At 69.0% G+C, this 18,897-nt stretch carries 14 protein-coding genes, 1 tRNA gene and 1 pseudogene; 10 read left to right on the top strand and 6 right to left on the bottom strand.

The window, feature by feature from the left end; all coding sequences use genetic code 11:
* The 3 genes from eboE to IF11_RS0106380 are packed head-to-tail and all read left to right on the top strand — an operon-like array spanning position 1 to position 3,633.
* Entirely contained in the window at positions 1-1,170 is a 1,170-nt protein-coding gene (gene eboE / locus IF11_RS0106390; RefSeq protein WP_030350448.1) for a metabolite traffic protein EboE, read from the top strand.
* A complete protein-coding gene (locus tag IF11_RS0106385) occupies positions 1,167-2,567 on the top strand; it encodes an alkaline phosphatase family protein (protein WP_030350447.1) in 1,401 nt (466 codons plus the stop codon). Before eboE ends, IF11_RS0106385 begins: the two co-directional genes overlap by 4 nt.
* Positions 2,568-2,583: 16 nt before the next feature.
* Positions 2,584-3,633, top strand: coding sequence for a sugar phosphate isomerase/epimerase family protein (locus IF11_RS0106380; RefSeq protein ID WP_030350446.1), 1,050 nt, complete (start codon positions 2,584-2,586; stop codon positions 3,631-3,633).
* Between the two features lie 92 nt (positions 3,634-3,725).
* Here the strand turns inward: IF11_RS0106380 and IF11_RS0106375 are convergent, their stop codons facing one another.
* The 4 genes from IF11_RS0106375 to frc form a co-directional block, all read right to left on the bottom strand.
* Positions 3,726-5,126, bottom strand: a complete 1,401-nt coding sequence (locus IF11_RS0106375; protein WP_030350445.1) for an OFA family MFS transporter — start codon at positions 5,124-5,126, stop codon at positions 3,726-3,728.
* A complete protein-coding gene (locus IF11_RS0106370; RefSeq protein WP_030350444.1) occupies positions 5,126-6,514 on the bottom strand; it encodes an OFA family MFS transporter in 1,389 nt (462 codons plus the stop codon). The genes IF11_RS0106375 and IF11_RS0106370 overlap by 1 nt, the downstream gene beginning before the upstream one ends.
* Positions 6,515-6,754: 240 nt before the next feature.
* Positions 6,755-8,893, bottom strand: a complete 2,139-nt coding sequence (locus tag IF11_RS0106365; protein WP_030350443.1) for an acetate--CoA ligase family protein — start codon at positions 8,891-8,893, stop codon at positions 6,755-6,757.
* Positions 8,894-8,895: 2 nt separating this feature from the next.
* Positions 8,896-10,161, bottom strand: a complete 1,266-nt coding sequence (gene frc / locus IF11_RS0106360) for a formyl-CoA transferase (protein WP_051745570.1) — start codon at positions 10,159-10,161, stop codon at positions 8,896-8,898.
* Positions 10,162-10,379: 218 nt separating this feature from the next.
* Between frc and sucC the strand changes: the two genes are divergently transcribed.
* The 4 genes from sucC to IF11_RS0106340 all read left to right on the top strand — a co-directional run bounded on the left by sucC (position 10,380) and on the right by IF11_RS0106340 (position 14,433).
* Entirely contained in the window at positions 10,380-11,513 is a 1,134-nt protein-coding gene (gene sucC / locus IF11_RS0106355) for an ADP-forming succinate--CoA ligase subunit beta (RefSeq protein WP_030350441.1), read from the top strand.
* Between the two features lie 26 nt (positions 11,514-11,539).
* Entirely contained in the window at positions 11,540-12,475 is a 936-nt protein-coding gene (gene sucD, locus IF11_RS0106350) for a succinate--CoA ligase subunit alpha (RefSeq protein WP_030350440.1), read from the top strand.
* 92 nt (positions 12,476-12,567) lie between these two features.
* Positions 12,568-14,124 carry an aldehyde dehydrogenase family protein gene (locus IF11_RS0106345; protein WP_030350439.1) on the top strand — a complete coding sequence of 519 codons (1,557 nt, stop codon included), beginning with the start codon at positions 12,568-12,570 and terminating at the stop codon, positions 14,122-14,124.
* A 224-nt stretch (positions 14,125-14,348) separates the two neighbouring features.
* Positions 14,349-14,433 (top strand) — tRNA-Leu (locus IF11_RS0106340).
* A 173-nt stretch (positions 14,434-14,606) separates the two neighbouring features.
* On the opposite strand, the pseudogene IF11_RS41925 reads toward IF11_RS0106340, so the two are convergent.
* Both IF11_RS41925 and IF11_RS0106330 read right to left on the bottom strand, forming a co-directional pair.
* Positions 14,607-14,726 (bottom strand): annotated as a pseudogene (locus tag IF11_RS41925) (DUF4232 domain-containing protein); the annotation flags it as partial.
* Positions 14,727-14,969: 243 nt separating this feature from the next.
* A complete protein-coding gene (locus tag IF11_RS0106330) occupies positions 14,970-16,502 on the bottom strand; it encodes a DUF1349 domain-containing protein (RefSeq protein ID WP_030350437.1) in 1,533 nt (510 codons plus the stop codon).
* Between the two features lie 158 nt (positions 16,503-16,660).
* Here IF11_RS0106330 and IF11_RS0106325 point away from each other — a divergent pair, with 158 nt between their 5' ends.
* The 3 genes from IF11_RS0106325 to IF11_RS0106315 are packed head-to-tail and all read left to right on the top strand — an operon-like array spanning position 16,661 to position 18,684.
* Complete coding sequence (locus IF11_RS0106325; protein WP_240627629.1) at positions 16,661-17,779, top strand: sensor histidine kinase; 1,119 nt, start codon at positions 16,661-16,663, stop codon at positions 17,777-17,779.
* A complete protein-coding gene (locus IF11_RS0106320) occupies positions 17,776-18,447 on the top strand; it encodes a response regulator transcription factor (protein WP_030350435.1) in 672 nt (223 codons plus the stop codon). Before IF11_RS0106325 ends, IF11_RS0106320 begins: the two co-directional genes overlap by 4 nt.
* A 39-nt stretch (positions 18,448-18,486) precedes the next feature.
* The gene (locus IF11_RS0106315) at positions 18,487-18,684 is read left to right on the top strand and encodes a hypothetical protein (protein WP_030350434.1); all 198 of its coding nucleotides are present in this window, start codon (positions 18,487-18,489) and stop codon (positions 18,682-18,684) included.
* Positions 18,685-18,897 lie beyond the last annotated feature (213 nt).

Below are 18,897 nucleotides of genomic sequence, written 5' to 3'. Positions count from 1 at the left end.
ATGCGCTTCCGCCACCCCGACGGCTCCACCGTCCACCTCTCGTACTGCACCAACGTCCACCCCGCCGAGAACCTCGAAGGCGTACTGGCCCAACTGCGCGACCACTCCGAGCCGGTACGCAAACGCCTCGGCCGGGACCGGCTCGGCATCGGCCTCTGGCTCGCCAAGGACGCCGCCCAGGCGCTGATCAACGACCCGGCGGTGCTGCGCGGGCTCCGCGCCGAACTGGACCGGCGCGGCCTGGAGGTCGTCACGCTCAACGGCTTCCCGTACGAGGGCTTCGGCGCCGAAGAGGTCAAGTACCGTGTGTACAAGCCGGACTGGACCGACCCGGAGCGGCTCGCCCACACCAGCGACCTCGCCCGGCTGCTGGCCGCGCTGCTGCCTGACGATGTCACCGAGGGCTCCGTCTCCACGCTCCCGCTCGCCTGGCGCACCCCCTGGGACGCCGCCGCGGCCCGTACCGCGCACCAGGCGCTGTCCGCGCTCGCGGAGCGGCTGGACGCGCTGGAGGAGCTGACCGGCAAGTCCATCAGGATCGCGCTGGAACCGGAGCCCGGCTGCACCGTCGAGACCACCGCCGACGCGATCGGCCCGCTCACCGACATCGCCAGTGACCGGATCGGCATCTGTATCGACACCTGCCATCTCGCCACCTCCTTCGAGGACCCGGCCGGCGCGCTCGGCGCGCTGGAGGCGGCGCACATCGCCATCCCCAAGGCCCAGCTCTCCGCCGCCCTGCATGCCGAGCACCCGCATCTGCCGGAGGTACGGGACGCGCTCGCCTCCTTCGCCGAGCCCCGCTTCCTGCACCAGACCCGTACCCGCACGGCCGCCGGGCTGCGGGGCACGGACGATCTGGACGAGGCGCTGGCCGGCGATGTGCTGCCCGACGGAGCCCCCTGGCGCGCACACTTCCATGTCCCCCTGCACGCGCCGCCCGCCCCGCCGCTCACCTCCACCCTCCCGGTGCTCCGGGACACCCTGGCCCGGCTCGTCGGCGGACCGCACCCGCGCACCCGCCATCTGGAGGTCGAGACCTACACCTGGCAGGCGCTCCCGCCGGAGCTGCGTCCCCGTTCGCGCGGACAGCTCGCCGACGGGATCGCCGCCGAACTCACCCTGGCCCGCGACCTGTTGACCGACCTCGGCCTGAAGGAGCTGCCATGACCGAGACCCCGGCCGGGACCCCGGCGCCGACCCCGCTGCTGGTTCTCGATGTCGTCGGGCTCACGCCCCAGCTGCTGGCCCATATGCCGAACCTGCGCAAGCTGGCGGCGTCGGGCTCGCAGGCCCCGCTCTCCACGGTGCTGCCCGCCGTCACCTGCAGCGCGCAGTCCACCTTCCTCACCGGTACGCTCCCCGCCGAGCACGGCATCGTCGGCAACGGCTGGTACTTCCGGGAGCTCGGGGATGTGCTGCTCTGGCGCCAGCACAACGGCCTCGTCTCCGGCGACAAGCTCTGGGACGCCGCCCGCCGCGTGCACCCCGGCTATACGGTCGCCAACATCTGCTGGTGGTACGCGATGGGCGCGGACACCGACTACACGGTCACCCCGCGCCCCGTCTACTACGCGGACGGCCGCAAGGAACCCGACTGTTACACCCGTCCGCCCGCGCTGCACGACGAACTCACCGAGAAACTCGGCACGTTCCCCCTGTTCCACTTCTGGGGCCCCGGCGCCGACCTCGTCTCGTCGCAGTGGATCGTGGACGCCACCCGCCATATCGTCCGTACCCGGCGGCCCGATCTGGCGCTCTGCTATCTGCCGCATCTCGACTACGACCTCCAGCGCTACGGCCCCGACGACCCGCGCTCGCACCGGGCGGCGACCGAGCTCGACGCCGCCATGGCCCCGCTGCTGGACGACGCCAGGGCGGAGGGCCGTACGGTCGTCGCGCTCTCCGAGTACGGCATCACCCGCGTCTCGCGGCCCGTCGACATCAACCGGGCGCTGCGCAGGGCCGGGCTCCTGGAGGTGCACACCCAGGACGGCATGGAGTATCTCGACCCGATGGCCTCCCGCGCCTTCGCCGTCTCGGACCATCAGCTCGCCCATGTCTACGTACGCCGCCCCGAGGACCTTGACGCCACGCGCGAGGCCCTGAAAGATCTCCCCGGGATCGACGAACTCCTGGACGACGAGGGCAAGAAGGCGCACGGCCTGGACCATCCCCGCTCGGGTGAGCTGGTGGCCATCGCCGAGCCCGACGCGTGGTTCACGTACTACTACTGGCTCGACGACGACCGGGCTCCCGACTTCGCCCAGCTGGTCGAGATCCACCGCAAGCCGGGCTATGACCCCGTCGAACTGTTCATGGACCCCCTCGATCCGTACGTACGCCTCAAGGCGGCCAAGGCGATCGCCCGCAAGAAGCTCGGCATGCGCTACCGCCTCGCGGTCGTCCCGCTGGACGCCTCGCCCATCCGCGGCAGCCACGGCCGGCTGCCGCGGAGCGACGAGGAAGGTCCGCTCATCCTGTGCTCCACCCCCCGCGCTGTCGGTGACCGGGTCGCGGCCACCGACGTCAAATCCCTGCTCCTCCAGCTTGCCGGACTGCACTGAAAGAAGGAGTTCCGCAATGAGCCGCAAGAAGTCAGCCGACCCAGAGCTCGCCCAGAAGCTGAGCAGACGCAATATGCTCGGCGTCGCCGCGGGCGCGACCGCCGCCGCCGTCCTCGGCGCCTCGGCGACCCCCGCCGCCGCCCAGGGCACGGGAACCGGGAACGGCCACGGCCATGGACACGGCCAGCCCGTCCTGCCCCCCGGCCGGCTCGGCATCCAGCTCTACTCACTGCGTGACAAGGTCTCCACGATCGGCTTCGCCAAGGTCTTCGAGGAGCTTGAGCGCTTCGGCTACGACGAGGTCGAGTTCGCCGGATACACCCAGGGGTCCGCGGGCCCGATCACGCTGCCCCAGCTCAAGCGGCTGGCCAAGGACCACGGTCTCAAGGGCATCGGCAGCCATGTCAACTACTACGACAACAACAACCCCAACGCCTACAGCTTCGCCCAGAACCTCACCAAGGTCCTGGACGACGCCCAGGAACTGGGCCTGGACCACATCGGAACCGCCTCGGGCCCGTTCCGTTACGGATCGACCGTGGACGCCTGGAAGCGGGCCGCCGCGGACTTCAACGCCTATGGCGCCGCGGCCAAGCGGCGCGGCATGAAGTTCTACCAGCACAACCACGCGGAGGAGTTCTCCTTCGCCACCGACCAGCCGAACGTCCGGCTCTACGATGTCCTGCTGGCCGAGACCGATCCCAGCCTGGTCTATCTGGAGATGGACATCTACTGGGCGTTCGCGGGGCAGTTCCGCTTCAGCAAGACCCCCGAGGGCAAGCCCGCGCCCTTCGACCCGCTGCGCTATGTGCTCAAGCAGCCCCACCGTTACCCGCTCTTCCATGTGAAGGACGGCGTCGAGGACATCGCCGCCCGCGACGGCTACCGCATGGTGGACGTCGGTGACGGTGACATCGACTACAAGCACTTCATATCGGCGGTGAACAAGACCCGCGGCGGTCGCCGTGACCACCACTGGCAGGTGGAGCACGACCAGCCGGTGGACTCCATCCTCTTCGCCGAGAAGTCGTCCGCGCATCTGCACTCGCTGCGCGAACGCCGGTAGTTCACAGGAACGCATGTCGATGTGACCACACGACGAAGGCCCTCCCCACGGCTCGGTATGAGCCGCGGGGAGGGCCTTCCGTCTGTGACCGGTCACCCGCCGGCCGGCTGTGGAACGGGGGGAGCGCTCTTGTCCCGCGACTCTCCGGGATTGCGCAACAGCATGGCCATGGCCGCGGCTACGAGGGAGAGTCCACCGGCGAGGATGTACGCCCCGTCGTATCCCCAGGAGTTGACCGCCATCGCCCCGAGCCCGCCGCCGAACAGCCCGCTGATCAGCTTGCCGCTGTAGGCGAGACCGTAGTTGGTGGCGTTGTAGTTCTCCCCGAAGTAGTCCGGCGTGAGCGCCGCGAACAACGGGAAGAACGCGCCGCCGCCGAAACCGGAGATGAAGGCGAACACCAGGAACAGGATCTCGTTCTTCGTGTTGCCCGCCCACAGGACGCCGAACTGTGCCAGTCCCAGCACCGTGATCACGAAGATCAGTGTGATCTTGCGGCCCCACAGGTCCGACAGCCAGCCGACGACTCCCCGGCCGACGCCGTTGACGACGGACAGCACACCGGCCGAAGAGGCGGCGACGAGTGGTCCGAACCCGACGTCCTTGGCGAACGGCACCTGGAAGGAGATACCGAAGATGGACACACCGGCGGTGATCACCAGCAGTACCCAGATCAGCGGGAGCATGCCCGTCCTGATGGCCTCCATGGGCCGGTACTGCTTGGATGCCGGAGGGTTCTTGGCCAGGGCCGTCGCGCTCTTGCCGCTCGCCGCGATCTTCAGCGGGTCGACATCCGCCGGCCACCAGTTCTTCGGGGGATCCCTGAAGAACAGGGCGCAGACGGCGACGATGGCCAGGACATAGACGCCGATCAGGTCCAGCACCGTCTGGTAGTTACCGATGTTGAACGCGTAGTTGAAGATGAAGATGAACGGCACCGCGCCATAGGCGAATCCGCCGTTGACGAATCCCGTCTTTCCACCACGGCGTTCCGGGAACCACTTGCCCACCATATTGATACAGGTGGCGTAGATGAGACCGGCGCCGACACCTCCGAGCAGACCGAATCCGAGGACCGCGGCCGACACGTTGTTGAAGTGCGAGATGGAGAGGAACCCCACGAAGGAGAGAGCGGCGCCGATCAGCGTGGCGGCGCGAGCCGTCAGAATCCCCTTCTCCCGCAGCCAGCCTGCCGGGAAGGCCACACCCGCCTGGAAGAACACCCAGATACTGAGGATCCAGAAGGTGTTGCTCTGGGACCAGCCATGCGCGGCCGAGAGGACGCTTTCGGCTGATCCGAAGGCGTACTCGAAGACGCTGATGGCCATCATGGCCGCCCATGGCAGATACACCATGAACTTTCGGGAGTGACCCAGTATCTGTCGGTCGGTCTCGCCGATGCGGTAGATACGGCCACGTTCGTCTGTGATTTCGCGGTAGCCCGCGTCGGCCGTAGCCGACGCGGACCTACCGGAAAGAGGTTCTGCTGACATTAAGCGATTTCACGGCCAATCGGGTTGGGGTTTGGTTCGATTTTCTTCCCGTCCGGCCTTCCCGGCGCCTTGAGGAACAGCGCCAGCACGGCCGAGGCGATTCCGATGCTTCCGGCGATGATGAACGCGCCCTCGTAATCCCAGGCGGCCACCACGACGGCTCCCATACCGGAGCCGACCAGGCCGGATATGAGCTTGGAGCTGTAGACCATTCCGTAGTTGGAAGCGTTGTTGTTCTCCCCGAAGTAGTCCGCCGTCATCGCCGCGAACAGCGGGAAGATCGCGCCGCCGCCGAAGCCGGAGACCATCGAGCAGAAGAGGAAGAACGGCATGCTGCCCATGGATCCGGAGACGAGCACACCGAACTGCGCGCTGCCCAGGACCAGACAGACGAAGATCAGGGTGTTACGGCGTCCGTACCGGTCGGAGATCCAGCCGATGACACCGCGTCCCGTACCGTTCACGATCGCCTTGAGCGACATCGCGGTGGCCACGATCCCGCCCGCGAACCCCATGTCCTTGCCGAAGGGCACCTGGAACGCGATTCCGAAGATATTGATGCCGGCCGTGCAGAGCAGGCAGAACCACATCATCCACAGCACGGGTGTGCGCGCCGCTTCCTTCGGTGTGTACTGCTTCACCGCCGGCGGGTTCTTCGCCAGAGCGCGTCGGATCCTCGGGTCCTCCGACGTCTTCAGCGGGTCGGCGCCGGTGGGCCACCAGTACTTCGGCGGGTCCTTGAAGAACCAGCCGGCGACCGCGACCACGGCACAGCAGATGACACCGACGATCACCAGCACCGTCTGGTAGTTGCTCAGGTCCATGTACGAGGTGAAGAGGAAGACGAAGGGCACCGAGCCGTAGGCGAAACCGCCGTTGACGAGGCCGGTCTTGCCGCCCTTGCGCTCCGGATACCACTTGCCGACCATGTTCACACAGGTGGCATAGACCAGACCCGCGCCGATGCCGCTGAACATACCGAAGCCGATGTACGCCACGATCACATGTGGCGCGTAGGCCAGTGAGAGATAGCCGAGGAGCGTACCCAGCGCGCCGAGCATCATGGCGTACCGGGCGGGCAGCTTGCCGCTCTCACGGAGCTGCCCCGCGGGGAAGGCCACGGCCGCCTGGAAGAATATCCAGACGCCCATCAGCCAGAATATGTGCCCGCTGTTCCATAGATGGGCCTCGTGCAGAGTGTCCTCCGCCGAGGTGAACGCGTACTCCGACGAACTGATGCCCATCATCCCGATCCACGGGAAGAGCACCATCGTCCATCGTGGACGGCCCATGATGTCCCGGTCGGTCTCGCCGATCCGGTACACACGGCCGTTACCATCCGTCACCTCCTTGAAGGGGACGGTGCTGGAGAGCTGAGTGGTAGTCATGCGGTGTAGACACCCCTTGCATCGAAAGAACTGGCCAGCGCCCCCTGTCCGAACTTTCGTGCCACCCGACTTGGTCAGGTCATCGACTTCCTCCCAACGGGGTTAACGCCGCCTTGTTCTGACGGTGCGTCATGAATGTCCTCCGAGCGGCGGCCGGGAACCCCGCGGCTCGTGTCCACACGGCCATGCCGCTTCCGGGGTGCAGCCCCCGGACCGGCCGGTGGAAGTCTGGTGAGTGGGTCACAGCAGCCCCGCCGCCCGTGCCCACGCGTACTTCGCGCCGAGCGCCGCGACCGGCTTCTCGGTGGTGTACGGATAGGCCACCACTCCGCGCTCGAAGAGGTACCGACACGCCTCCTCGACCTCGATGTCGCCCGCGAGGGACGCCACCACCGGCTTCTGGACGCCCTTGGCCCGGAACTCCGCGACGACCCGGGCCGTCAGTTCCGCGAAGGCCATCGGCGGGGTGACGATCGTGTGCCAGTAGCCCAGCACCAGCGCGTGAATCCGCGGGTCCTCAAGGCCGAGCCTGATCGTCGCCTCGTACGTGGCCGGCGGCTCGCCCCCGGTGATGTCCACCGGATTGCCCGCCGCGCCGAAGGGCGGGATGAACGCGCGGAACGCCCTGTCCAGGTCCGGCGGGATCTCCATCAGCGACATGCCGTTGTCGACGACGGCGTCGGAGAGCAGTACGCCCGAGCCGCCCGCGCCCGTGATGATGACGACGTTGTCGCCCCGCGGAGTGGGGAGCACGGGCAGCGCCCGCGCGTACTCCAGCATCTCGTTCAGGCCCGGCGCCCGGATGACGCCCGCCTGCCGCAGCACATCGTCGTATACGGCGTCGTCACCGGCGAGCGCGCCGGTGTGCGAGCCCGCCGCCCTGGCGCCGGCCGCCGTACGCCCGGCCTTGAGGACCACGACCGGCTTCTTCGGTACGGTCGCGCGCGCCGCCGCCACGAAGGCCCGGCCGTCCTTGAGGTCCTCCAGATGCATGGCGACGCACTCGGTGTTGGGGTCCTCGCCGAACCAGGTCAGCAGATCGTCCTCGTCGAGGTCCGACTTGTTGCCGAGGCCGACGATCGCCGAGACACCCGTCCCGGTACTTCTGGCGAAGCCGAGGATCGCCATCCCGATGCCGCCGGACTGCGAGGTCAGCGCCACGCCGCCGCGGACGTCGTACGGGGTGCAGAAGGTGGCGCAGAGGTCCTGCCAGGTGGAGTAGTAGCCGTAGATGTTCGGCCCCAGCAGCCGTACGCCGTACTCCTCGCCGATCGCCACGATCCGCGCCTGGAGCGCGTGTTCGCCCGTCTCGGCGAAGCCGGAGGGGATCAGGACGGCGTTCGGGATGCCCCGGCGGCCGACTTCTTCGAGGGCCGCGGGGACGGAGGCCGCGGGAATCGCGAAGACCGCCACATCGGGCTGGCCCGGAACGTCCATCACGCTCTTGTACGCCTTGCGGCCGAGTATGTCATCGGCCTTGGGGTTCACCGGATGGATCTCTCCCGGAAACCCCCCGTCGATCAGGTTCCGCATGACCGAGTTGCCGATCTTTCCCGGCTCGCCGGAGGCCCCGATCACCGCGACCGAGGCCGGCTTCATCAGCCGCCGCATCGAGACGAGGATCTCCTCGCGGGTGTACGTACGACGCCTGGCCGGCGCCTCCGTGGCGAGCAGGATCCGCACGTCCGCGGCCATCACCCCGCTCGCCGAGGCGAACACCGGATTGAGGTCGACCTCGGCGATCTCCGGGAAGTCGGCCGCGAGCCGCGACACCTTGACCACCAGATCGGCGAGCGCGTCCCGGTCGACGGCCGCGCCGCCGCGCACCCCGCGCAGGATCTCCGCCGCGCGGATCCCGTCGAGCATCGACAGCGCGTCGTCCCTGGACGCCGGCGCGAGCCGGAACGTGACGTCCTTGAGGACCTCCACCAGGATGCCGCCGAGACCGAACGCCACGATCGGGCCGAAGGTGGGGTCGGTGACCGTACCGACGAGCACTTCGGTGCCGGACGGAACCATCTGCTGCACCTGCACACCGAGGATCCGCGCTTGCGGGTCGTACGCCCGCGCGTTGGTGACGATCCCGGTGAACGCCCCGCGCACCTCCGCGGTCGAGCGCAGACCGGTCCGTACGCCGCCCGCCTCCGTCTTGTGCGTGATCTGCGGCGAGACGATCTTCAACGCGACCGGGAAACCGATCCGGTCGGCGAGGGCCACCGCCTCGTCGGCGCACTCGGCGAGACCCTCCGCCGGGGTGGGGATGGCGTACGCGTCGGTGATGGTCTTGCCCTCGGGCGCGGTCAGGGCCGTACGTCCCTCGGCCAGCGCGGCGTCCAGGACGGCGCGTACGGCTTTCTGATGCTCCTCAGTGGTGTCCACCGCTAGATGACTCCGTTCGTTTTGAGCAGTCGCAGTTCCTCGTCGCCGAGCCCGAGTTCGCCGGCGTACACCTCCTCGTTGTGCTCACCGAGCAGAGGTGAGGTGACCACGTCAACGGGAGAGTCGGAGAGCTTCAGCGGGTTGCCGACCGTGGTGAACGAGCCGCGCTGGGGGTGCGGGACCTCGACGACCATCTCGTTGGCCGCCAGGGAGGCGTCCTCGATGATCTCCTTGGTGGAGAGGATCGGGCCGCACGGGATGTTGCGGGCGTTGAGCTTCTCCAGCACCTCCCACTTGGGCAGTGTGCTCGTCCACTCCTCGATGAGCTGGAACATCTTGCCGAGCTTGGGCAGCCGGGCCTCCGGGGTCGACCACTCGGGGTCGTCCGCCAGCTCGGGCCGGCCCATCAGCTCGGTGACGGGCCGCCAGCCGACCGGCTGGACGATCACATACACATAGTCGTTGGGGCCGCCCGGCGCGCATCTGACGGCCCAGCCGGGCTGTCCGCCGCCGCTCGCGTTGCCGCTGCGCGGCACGTCGTCGCCGAAGTCCTCGTTGGGGTACTCGGCGAGCGGCCCGTACGCCAGCCGCTGCTGATCGCGGAGCTTGACCCGGCAGAGGTTGAGCACGGCGTGCTGCATCGCGACATTGACACGCTGGCCGCGTCCGGTGTGTTCACGCTGGAAGAGTGCGGCGAGTATGCCGGCGACGGCGTGGATGCCGGTGCCGGAGTCGCCTATCTGCGCGCCGGTGGCGAGCGGGGGCCCGTCCTCGAAGCCGGTCGTGGACATCGAGCCGCCCATGGCCTGCGCGACGACCTCGTACGCCTTGAAGTTGGTGTACGGGCCCTCGCCGAAGCCCTTGATGGAGGCGTAGACGATCCGCGGGTTGATCTCCCGGATGCGTTCCCAGGTGAACCCCATCCGGTCCACGGCGCCGGGGCCGAAGTTCTCGACCATGACATCGGAGCGGCGGATCAGCTCGGTGAGGATCTCCTTGCCGCGCTCGGTCTTGGTGTTGAGGGTGATGGACCGCTTGTTGCAGTTGAGCATCGTGAAGTACAGCGAGTCGACATCGGGGATGTCGCGCAGCTGCTTACGGGTGATGTCGCCGGTCGGAGCCTCCAGCTTCAGCACGTCCGCGCCGAGCCAGCCGAGCAACTGGGTCGCGGAGGGGCCGGACTGAACATGCGTCATGTCCAGTACCCGCACGCCGGACAGCGCCTTGGCGGACGCGGTTGTCTGGGGGGTCTCAAGAGCCTGGGGCATGGAGGGGCTCCTCTACTTGTACCTGGTCTGGTCCATGGGTACGGGGGCGTGCGCTTCGGTCCGGCATGAGGAGGCCCCTGTCCCTTCGCATAGGGGAGGGCTGTCGCCCTCGCGGTACATTGCATACAGTCGACGAATACTGTATGAAGCTTGTTATCCCGCATCCAGCGGATGGTGTCCAGGGGGCGTGCGGCACTTTCGTCAAAAAGGGAGCCGGCATGGATCTGTACGAGCACCAAGCAAGGGAACTGTTCGCGGACCATGGCATCGCGGTGCCGGAGGCCGAGGTGGTGGAGCTGGCGCGGGAGGCCCGGTTCGCCGCCGACCGGCTCGGTGGCCGGGTGGTCGTCAAGGCGCAGGTGAAGACCGGAGGTCGGGGCAAAGCGGGCGGAGTGAAGCTCGCGATCGACCCGGCCGCAGCCGAACTGACAGCCCGTCAGATCCTCGGCATGGATATCAAGGGCCACACCGTCAGGAAGGTGATGCTCGCTCAACCAGTGGAAATCGAAGCGGAGTTCTACGTCTCCTACGTCCTCGACCGGGCCGCGGGAACCTTCCTCGCGATCGCCTCCGCCGAGGGCGGCATGGAGATCGAGGAGATCGCGGCGAGCCGCCCGGAGGCGGTGGCGCGGGTCGCCGTCGACCCCGCGGAAGGGGTCACGGAAGCAAAGGCGGCGGAGATCGCGAAAGCCGCCCAGCTGCCGCCCGAGACCGTCCCCGTACTCCAGGCGCTCTGGCAGGTGGTGGTCCGGGAGGATGCCCTTCTGGTCGAAGTCAACCCATTGGTCCGTACCGAAGAAGGGCTGATTCTCGCCCTCGACGGCAAAATTACTCTTGACGACAACGCACGCTTCCGGCAAGCGCGTTGGGGCGACCGTGTGAGCGAGGAGCACGGCGACCCGCTGGAAGCGGCCGCGGCGGCCAAGGGGCTCAACTACGTGAAGCTCGACGGCGAGGTCGGCATCATCGGCAACGGCGCGGGCCTCGTCATGTCCACCCTCGACGTGGTCGCCGGCTGCGGCGCCCGCCCCGCCAACTTCCTCGACATCGGGGGAGGGGCGTCCGCCCAGGTGATGGCGGACGGGCTCGCCGTCATCCTCTCCGACCCGGCGGTCAAGTCCGTCTTCGTGAACGTCTTCGGCGGCATCACGGCGTGCGACGCCGTCGCCGAGGGCATCGTCCAGGCCCTGGAGTCGGTGCGGCTGACCAAGCCGCTCGTGGTGCGCCTCGACGGCAACAACGCGGCACGTGGCCGCGCGATCCTCGCGGACCGCGCGCATCCACTCGTGGAACAGGCCACCACCATGGACGGCGCGGCCAGGCAGGCCGCCGTACTCGCGAACGTCGGATAGACGTCGGACAAGAGGAGCGACAGACCATGGCGATCTTCCTCACCAAGGAGAGCAAGGTCCTCGTCCAGGGCATGACCGGCGCCGAGGGCATGAAACACACCCGGCGGATGCTCGCCGCCGGGACCGGCATCGTCGGCGGTGTCAACCCGCGCAAGGCGGGCCGCACCGTCGACTTCGACGTCCCCCACGGCCCTGAGGGCCGGGGAGGTGCCCCCGGAGCCGTGCGCGTCTTCGGCTCGGTGAGCGAGGGCATGGCGGCGACGGGCGCGGACGTCACCGTCGTCTTCGTACCGCCGCCGTTCGCCAAGGCCGCGGTCATCGAGGCCGCGGACGCGGGGATCGGGCTCGCGGTCGTGATCACCGAGGGCATCCCCGTCCATGACGCCGTCGCCTTCCAGGCGTACGCCAGAGAGCGGGGCACGCGAATCGTCGGCCCCAACTGTCCCGGACTGATCAGCCCCGGGCAGTCCAACGCCGGCATCATCCCGGCGGACATCGCCGCCAAGCCCGGCCGGATCGGACTCGTCTCCAAGTCCGGCACCCTGACCTACCAGCTCATGTACGAGCTGCGGGAGACCGGCTTCTCCTCGGCCGTCGGCATCGGCGGCGATCCCGTCGTGGGCACCACCCATATCGACTGCCTCGCCGCCTTCGAGAACGACCCCGAAACAGAACTGATCGTTCTCATCGGGGAGATCGGCGGCGACGCGGAGGAACGCGCGGCGGCCTACATAGCGGAGCGCGTCACCAAGCCGGTCATCGGCTACATCGCCGGATTCACCGCGCCTGAAGGCAAGACGATGGGGCACGCCGGCGCGATCGTCTCCGGTTCCTCCGGCACCGCGGAGGCCAAGAAGAAAGCCCTGGAGGCGGTCGGCGTGCGGGTCGGCTCAACCCCCTCGGAGACCGCGCGGCTGGTACTCGACCGTCTCGCGGCGTCACGTGACGTCACTCATAATTAAGGGAGTGTGTGCCTCCCCCCATCCGGTTCACGATTCACTACGGACGAGAGCCGAGCCATGCAACTCCCGCCCCTCTAGAGCGGAGACCCTCAATGGCACCCACCCTCACAACGACCCAACTGATACTCAAGCCGGGCACAGCCTGGTCGGACGCCTGGGACCGCTGCCTCGCCGTGGCACCCGAGGCGTTCCAGGACGACCGTGTGCGTAACCTCTGGGCCGCGTCCTGGAAGTCCGACGGCCGCGCGGTGCCCGCCACCAGCCCGGTCGACGGGGGCCCCATCGCCGGCCCGCCCCGGCTGGACGCCGAAACCGCCCAGCAGGCGGTGCGCGCCTCCCTGGACGCACACCGCGTCTGGCGCGATGTCCCGCTGTCCGAACGCAAGGCCCGCGTCGCGGCCACGCTCGACGCGCTCACCGAACACCGCGAACTGCTCGCCCTCCTCCTCGTCTGGGAGATCGGCAAGCCGTGGCGGCTCGCCCAGGCCGACGTCGACCGTGCGATCGACGGCGTGCGCTGGTACGTGGACGGTGTCGAACCGATGCTGGCGGACCGGACCCCGCTGGCGGGCCCCGTCTCCAACATCGCCAGCTGGAACTATCCGATGTCCGTCCTGATCCACGCGATGCTGGTGCAGGCCCTGGCCGGCAACGCGGTGATCGCCAAGGCGCCGACCGACGGGGGAGTGGCATGTCTGACCCTGGCCTGCGCGCTCGCCGTCCGTGAGGGCATCCCCCTCACCCTGGTCAGCGGCAGCGGCGGCGAACTCTCCGAGGCGCTCGTGCGCGCGCCCGAGATCGGCTGTGTCTCCTTCGTCGGAGGCCGCGACACCGGCGCCAGAATCGCCACGGCAGTCGCTGACCTGGGCAAACGGCATATCCTCGAACAGGAGGGCCTGAACACCTGGGGCATCTGGAACTTCAGCGACTGGTCCTCACTGACCGCGGTCATCCCCAAACTCTTCGACTACGGCAAGCAGCGCTGCACGGCGTACCCACGCTTCGTGGTCCAGCGCTCGCTCTTCGCGGACTTCCTGGCCGCCTATCTCCCCGCCGTACGCTCCATCCGCCTGGGCCACCCCCTCGCGGTCGAGCACCCCGGCGACCCGCTGCCGGAACTGGACTTCGGGCCGCTCATCAACGCGGCCAAGGCCAAGGAACTGAACGACCAGGTGTCCGAGGCGATCAGCCGCGGCGCCGTCCCGCTGCACCAGGGAGCACTGGACGAGGGACTGTTCCTGCCCGGCCAGGACACCAGCGCCTACCTCCCGCCCGTCACCCTGCTCAACCCGCCCCCGTCCTCCCCGCTGCACCACGCGGAACCCTTCGGCCCGGTCGACACGATCGTCCTGGTCGATACGGAGGCGGAACTGCTGGCCGCGATGAACGCCTCGAACGGCGCCCTCGTCGCGACCCTCTCCACCGACGACCCGGCCACCTACGCCCGGCTCTCCCCCCAGATCCGCGCCTTCAAGACCGGCCACGGCAAACCCCGCTCCCGCGGGGACCGCGACGAGCTCTTCGGCGGCTTCGGCCACTCCTGGCGCGGCGCTTTCGTCGGCGGCGAACTCCTCGTACGAGCCGTGACGGACGGCCCCCCGGGAGAGCGCCCGCCGGGCAACTTCCCGGACTACCACCTGATGCCATAACCCCTCCACCGCCGAGCGCTCCCCGCCACCCGTACGGGGAGCGCTCGGCACGGTCTGTGCCGGGGCGGCGACGTTCCGTACCAGGCGCCTTGCGCGAGGGCTCCGGGACCTCGAAGCCGGCCGGCCACGGACCCCTGACCACCGGATATACGGGTGAGAGCCACCTCGTTCCCCTGGTATCGTTGTCCCTGTCGCCGCGGGGACACACCGCGGTTCGACCACTCGTCCGGGTGGCGGAATGGCAGACGCGCTAGCTTGAGGTGCTAGTGCCCTTTATCGGGCGTGGGGGTTCAAGTCCCCCCTCGGACACGTTGGGTAGTTCACGTAGTTACCCTGTTTGGCTTCACAGAACTCCCAGCACGGATTCGTCCGGGCTGGGAGTTCTTCGTTGTGCTCGGGATCTTGTTGTTGGAGATGATCGGCCGCACCCCTGGGGGGGGGCGGTCACACGACCCACCGGTCAAACCCTAGGTCGTGCGTGGTCAGCTCTGACCGCCCTGACCGGCGCTACCGATCGGACCGACCTTCACCGGGGAGCCCGACCCGTCCGAGGCGGGCAGCGTCGGGGAGCCCGGCCACTCAAGCGAGAACGACTTCGTCTGGGCCGCCGCCGCGCGGGCGCGGCGGTCGAACTCTGCCCCCAGGTCCTGGGTATCGGCTGGGTTCTTCACATCGCACCAGGACCGCCGTCGAGGAAGGCCGGGAGTTCGACCAGACGCGTGGCCACCTCACCGGTGAGCCTCCGCGCGATCGGCCAACAGGACGCTGATCGAGTGCGACGTCGCCGTATTCCGGCAGCCCGCGGTGACGGCGCGGGAACTCGCGGGCTCCCGCGCCGTCAAGGGTCACCTCCAGTCCACCGGTTGCCCGGCCCGCTCATCGCTTTGCGGCAGGCGGCTCAGAGCAAGCCCCAGAAGCATCACCGCGTACGCACACAGCACAGCGATCCCGGCCCACCACGGAAGTGGGAAGTATCCGGCGGAGGGTGCGTAGTGGGCGACGACCTGTGGGTATTCGATGAGGGTCTGCTGGGCGGCGAAACCGGCGGCCGGAGTGACCCGCAGCAGCCACTGCGACAGGCCGTCAGCCAGCAGTGGGAAGGAGGTCACCACGTACGGGACCGCGATCGTCAGGACGGCGACGAGGGTCGCGAGCCAGGCGCGCCGAAGCAGGGCGCCGAGCGCGAGCGCGAGCACGGCGGCGAGGGCGAGCACGGCGGCCGTACCGACGACGACCCGCACTCCGGTGAGCGCGGACACCCCGATGACGGGGATCCCGTTGCCCTTCAGGATCGCCACGCTGACCGGGATCACGATGCCCACGGCGAGGAGGCCGGTCACGAACGTGACGGCTCCGACGACGACCGACTTCGCCGCGAGCACCCGGCGGGTGACCGGCGCGCCGCGTGCGGGCTCGCGGCCGTACTCGGAGGTGACGAACCGCACGGCGACCACAAGCACGATGAGCAGCCCGACGGTCAGGCCGCCGAGGGTACGTTCCAGTGAGCGGCCGCCGCCCTCGGTACCTCCCGGCCCGATGTCGCCGGTGCCGGTGACGGTGATCGTGCCGCTCTCCTCCACCGCCCCGGATGCCTTGTGGTACTTCTCCCAATCAGTCCGGTTCATCTCGCCGACGGCGTCTCCGCTCCAGCCCTCCGCGGAGGGCGCGCCCTTGAGAACGACGTTGTCGAAGGCACCACTGGCCTGCGTGAAGCGCACCTGTTCCGTGGCGCCGCCGAGGCCGACGGGCCGCAGCGTCAGGTCGCCGGGAGATGTGGCGAACAGGCCGACCTGCACCGTCCTGGGCAGCCCGGACAACCGCGCCGTGCTGACCTTCGCCCACCGCTCGCCGTCGGCGGACTCGTAGCCGGTGATGGTGTCGCCCGACCGCGTCAGCCGCAGCCAGCGCGGCGACTTGGCCGAGACCCCACCGTCGCTGCCTGCGGTGTCATGGCGGTAGTCGTGCTGCATCCGCACGCCGTGGCTGCCGGTGAGCATCAGCGCCGCGTAGGAGGATCCCTGGCGGATACCGTCCTTGATGATGATCCCGGCCTTCGCCCACGGCGCCAGGCCTGGGACGATCTGGTCATGGTCCGGCGGCGGGTAGGTGATCGTGCCCGTCATGGACGTCATCCGGACCGTGATGCTGCCGTTCTCACCCAGATCGCGATGCAGGAAGTAGAACTGGTCGTTGACGAGGGAGCCGTCCGGTCCGGTTGGTTCGGCCGGGCACGGGCCGTCGCAGGACGATTGGTTGCCGAACGCGTAGAGCAGGCCGAAGGTGACGACGGCCAGAGCCGCCGCCGCCATGGCGATCAGCCGTCCCGGACGTCGGAATCTGGTCCACTCCCGCCGGAGTGGTTCATTGGTTGTGAGCATGGATCCGGTTCTACGGATGGGGCCATAACGCGGTCCGAACCGACCCTGTCATGTCGCTGTTAGGTGCGGCGGTCCATCCTGGGTCCGGCCGGACCTGAGCGGGAAGAAGGAACATGGGCAAACTGCGGAGCGGGACCATCGGACGACGATTCACGATCTTGTACGCTGCGGGGTTCCTCGGGTCCGGAGTGCTGTTGCTCGCCCTGACCTACCTGATGTCCGGTACGCGGGTGACCAGCATCGCTCCTGAACAGCCCCGGCCCGGCCAGTCGGGTCTCGCCGCCGCCGAGCAGCAGATCCGGGATCTGGAGAGGCAACTCTCGGACGTGCATGGGCAGCAGGACCACCAGCTGCTGGTCGGCTCGCTGATCGCGCTGGTGGTGATGGTGGGCGTCTCACTCCTGCTCGGCCGGGTCCTCGCCGGCCGAGTCCTGCGCCCGCTGCGGCTGATCACCGCGGCGACACGGCGGATCTCCGCGGAGAACCTGCACCAGCGGCTCGCCGTGGCCGGACCCGTCGACGAGGTCAAGGAACTCGCCGACACGGTCGACGGTCTTCTGGAACGCCTCGAAGCCTCGTTCGCCGCGCAGCGCCGGTTTGTCGGCAACGCTTCGCACGAACTGCGTACGCCGCTGGCGACGATGCGGGCGTCGCTGGACGTTGCCGTCGCCAAACCGGAGCCCGCGGCGCAGACCGTCGCGCTCGCCGGCCGGTTGCGGACCGAACTCGACCGGGTGGATCACCTGCTGGACGGTTTCCTCGTCCTCGCACGGGCGCAGTACGGCACCCTCGCAGACCGCACCCCCGTGTCGCTCGGCGAGCTGGCGCGGCAGGCGCTGACCGCCCGGGCCGCCGACATCGCCGCGAAGACGCTGACCGTCGACGACGAAGTGCGGCCGAACGCCTGGACGCGGGGTAGTCCGGCGCTGCTGTCCCGGATGGTGGAGAACATGGTCGACAACGCGATCGTGCACAACCAGGAGAGCGGCTGGATCCGGATCTCCACCGAACACGACCACACCGAGGCACGCCTCGTCGTCGAGACCGGCGGGCGCGTCCTCGACCAGGGCCAGGTAGACCGGCTGACGCAGCCGTTCGAGCGGCTCGGCGCCGACCGGACGGGGTCGGAGGGGAGTTCCGGCCTGGGGCTGTCGATCGTCGCGGCGATCGTCGCGGCGCACGGCGGCCGCCTCGCCCTCCTGGCCCGGCCGGAGGGCGGCCTGTGCGTTGCGGCGGCGCTGCCGTCGGCGGCCGGTTCGGAAGGGGTGACACGGTGAGGGTTCTGGTCGTGGAGGACGCGCGGTCGCTCGCCGAGGTCGTCGCCGAGGGACTACGGGATCAGGGGATGGCCGTCGACGTCGCGCACGACGGTCTGGCCGCCGCCGCCAAGCTCGACCTGAACACGTACGACGTGGTGGTCCTCGACCGCGACCTGCCCGGCATCCACGGCGACACGCTCTGCCAGATGATCACCGAGCGGGACGATCGCGCGATGGTGCTGATGCTGACCGCGGCCGGGGCACCCGGCGACCGGGTCAGCGGTCTCACCCTCGGCGCCGACGACTACCTCGCCAAGCCCTTCCACTTCCCGGAGCTGATCCTGCGCATCCGGTCCCTGGCCCGCCGCAGGCCGGCCGCCCGGGCCCGCACGCTGCGCGCCGCCGGCCTGGAACTCGACCCGGTACGCCGGACCGCCCTCCGCGACGGCCGTCCGCTGGAGCTGTCCGTCAAGGAGTTCGCCGTCCTGGAGGCGCTGCTGCGCGCCGGCCCAGGCTTCCTGAGCGCCGAGGACCTCCTGGAACAAGTGTGGGACGAGAACGCCGACCCGTTCACCAACACCGTGACCGTCACCATCGGCCGGTTGCGCCGCAAGCTGGGCAGCCCGCCGGTCATCACGACGACGCCCGGGGTGGGCTACCGCATCGCCGACGCTCCGACCGTCTGACAGGGCGTGGGGCACCGCGCAAGGAGCGATGGACTTCGGGTGATCGTCGGCTTCCGGTTCAACTACGACCGCCCCGACGGTGAGTGTCACCGGGCCAACGGCGCGGGAGCGGCCGGCTGCTGCAACTACGACATGCGCGAGGACGGCAAGATCCAGTTCCGGGTGGTCACCCGGAACGGCGCGACCGGGCCGAAGGTGCACGAGAGCGGCTGGACTCCCTGGCTCGCGATCGGTTGACCGGACGCGCGTCCTCGGCGCGGATCGTCCTGCGACGGGGACGCGGTCCCGCACTGACCAGCGGTCGGCCAGGTCCGCCACGAGCGCCCGACACGCCTCGGCGAAGGTCACGCCCTGTTCCACCTCCGGCTGTGTCAGGCCGATCTCGATGATCTCGCTCACCGAACCGGGCGGCGGCTCCCCCCCCAGCAGGTGGCTTCCGACCGGCTCAGG

Origin of the sequence: Streptomyces scopuliridis RB72 (assembly GCF_000718095.1) — a bacterium.
GTDB classification, from domain to species: domain Bacteria; phylum Actinomycetota; class Actinomycetes; order Streptomycetales; family Streptomycetaceae; genus Streptomyces; species Streptomyces scopuliridis.
The sequence above is the reverse complement of the archived record's forward strand: the minus strand, read 5'-3'. Positions and strand labels throughout refer to the sequence as shown.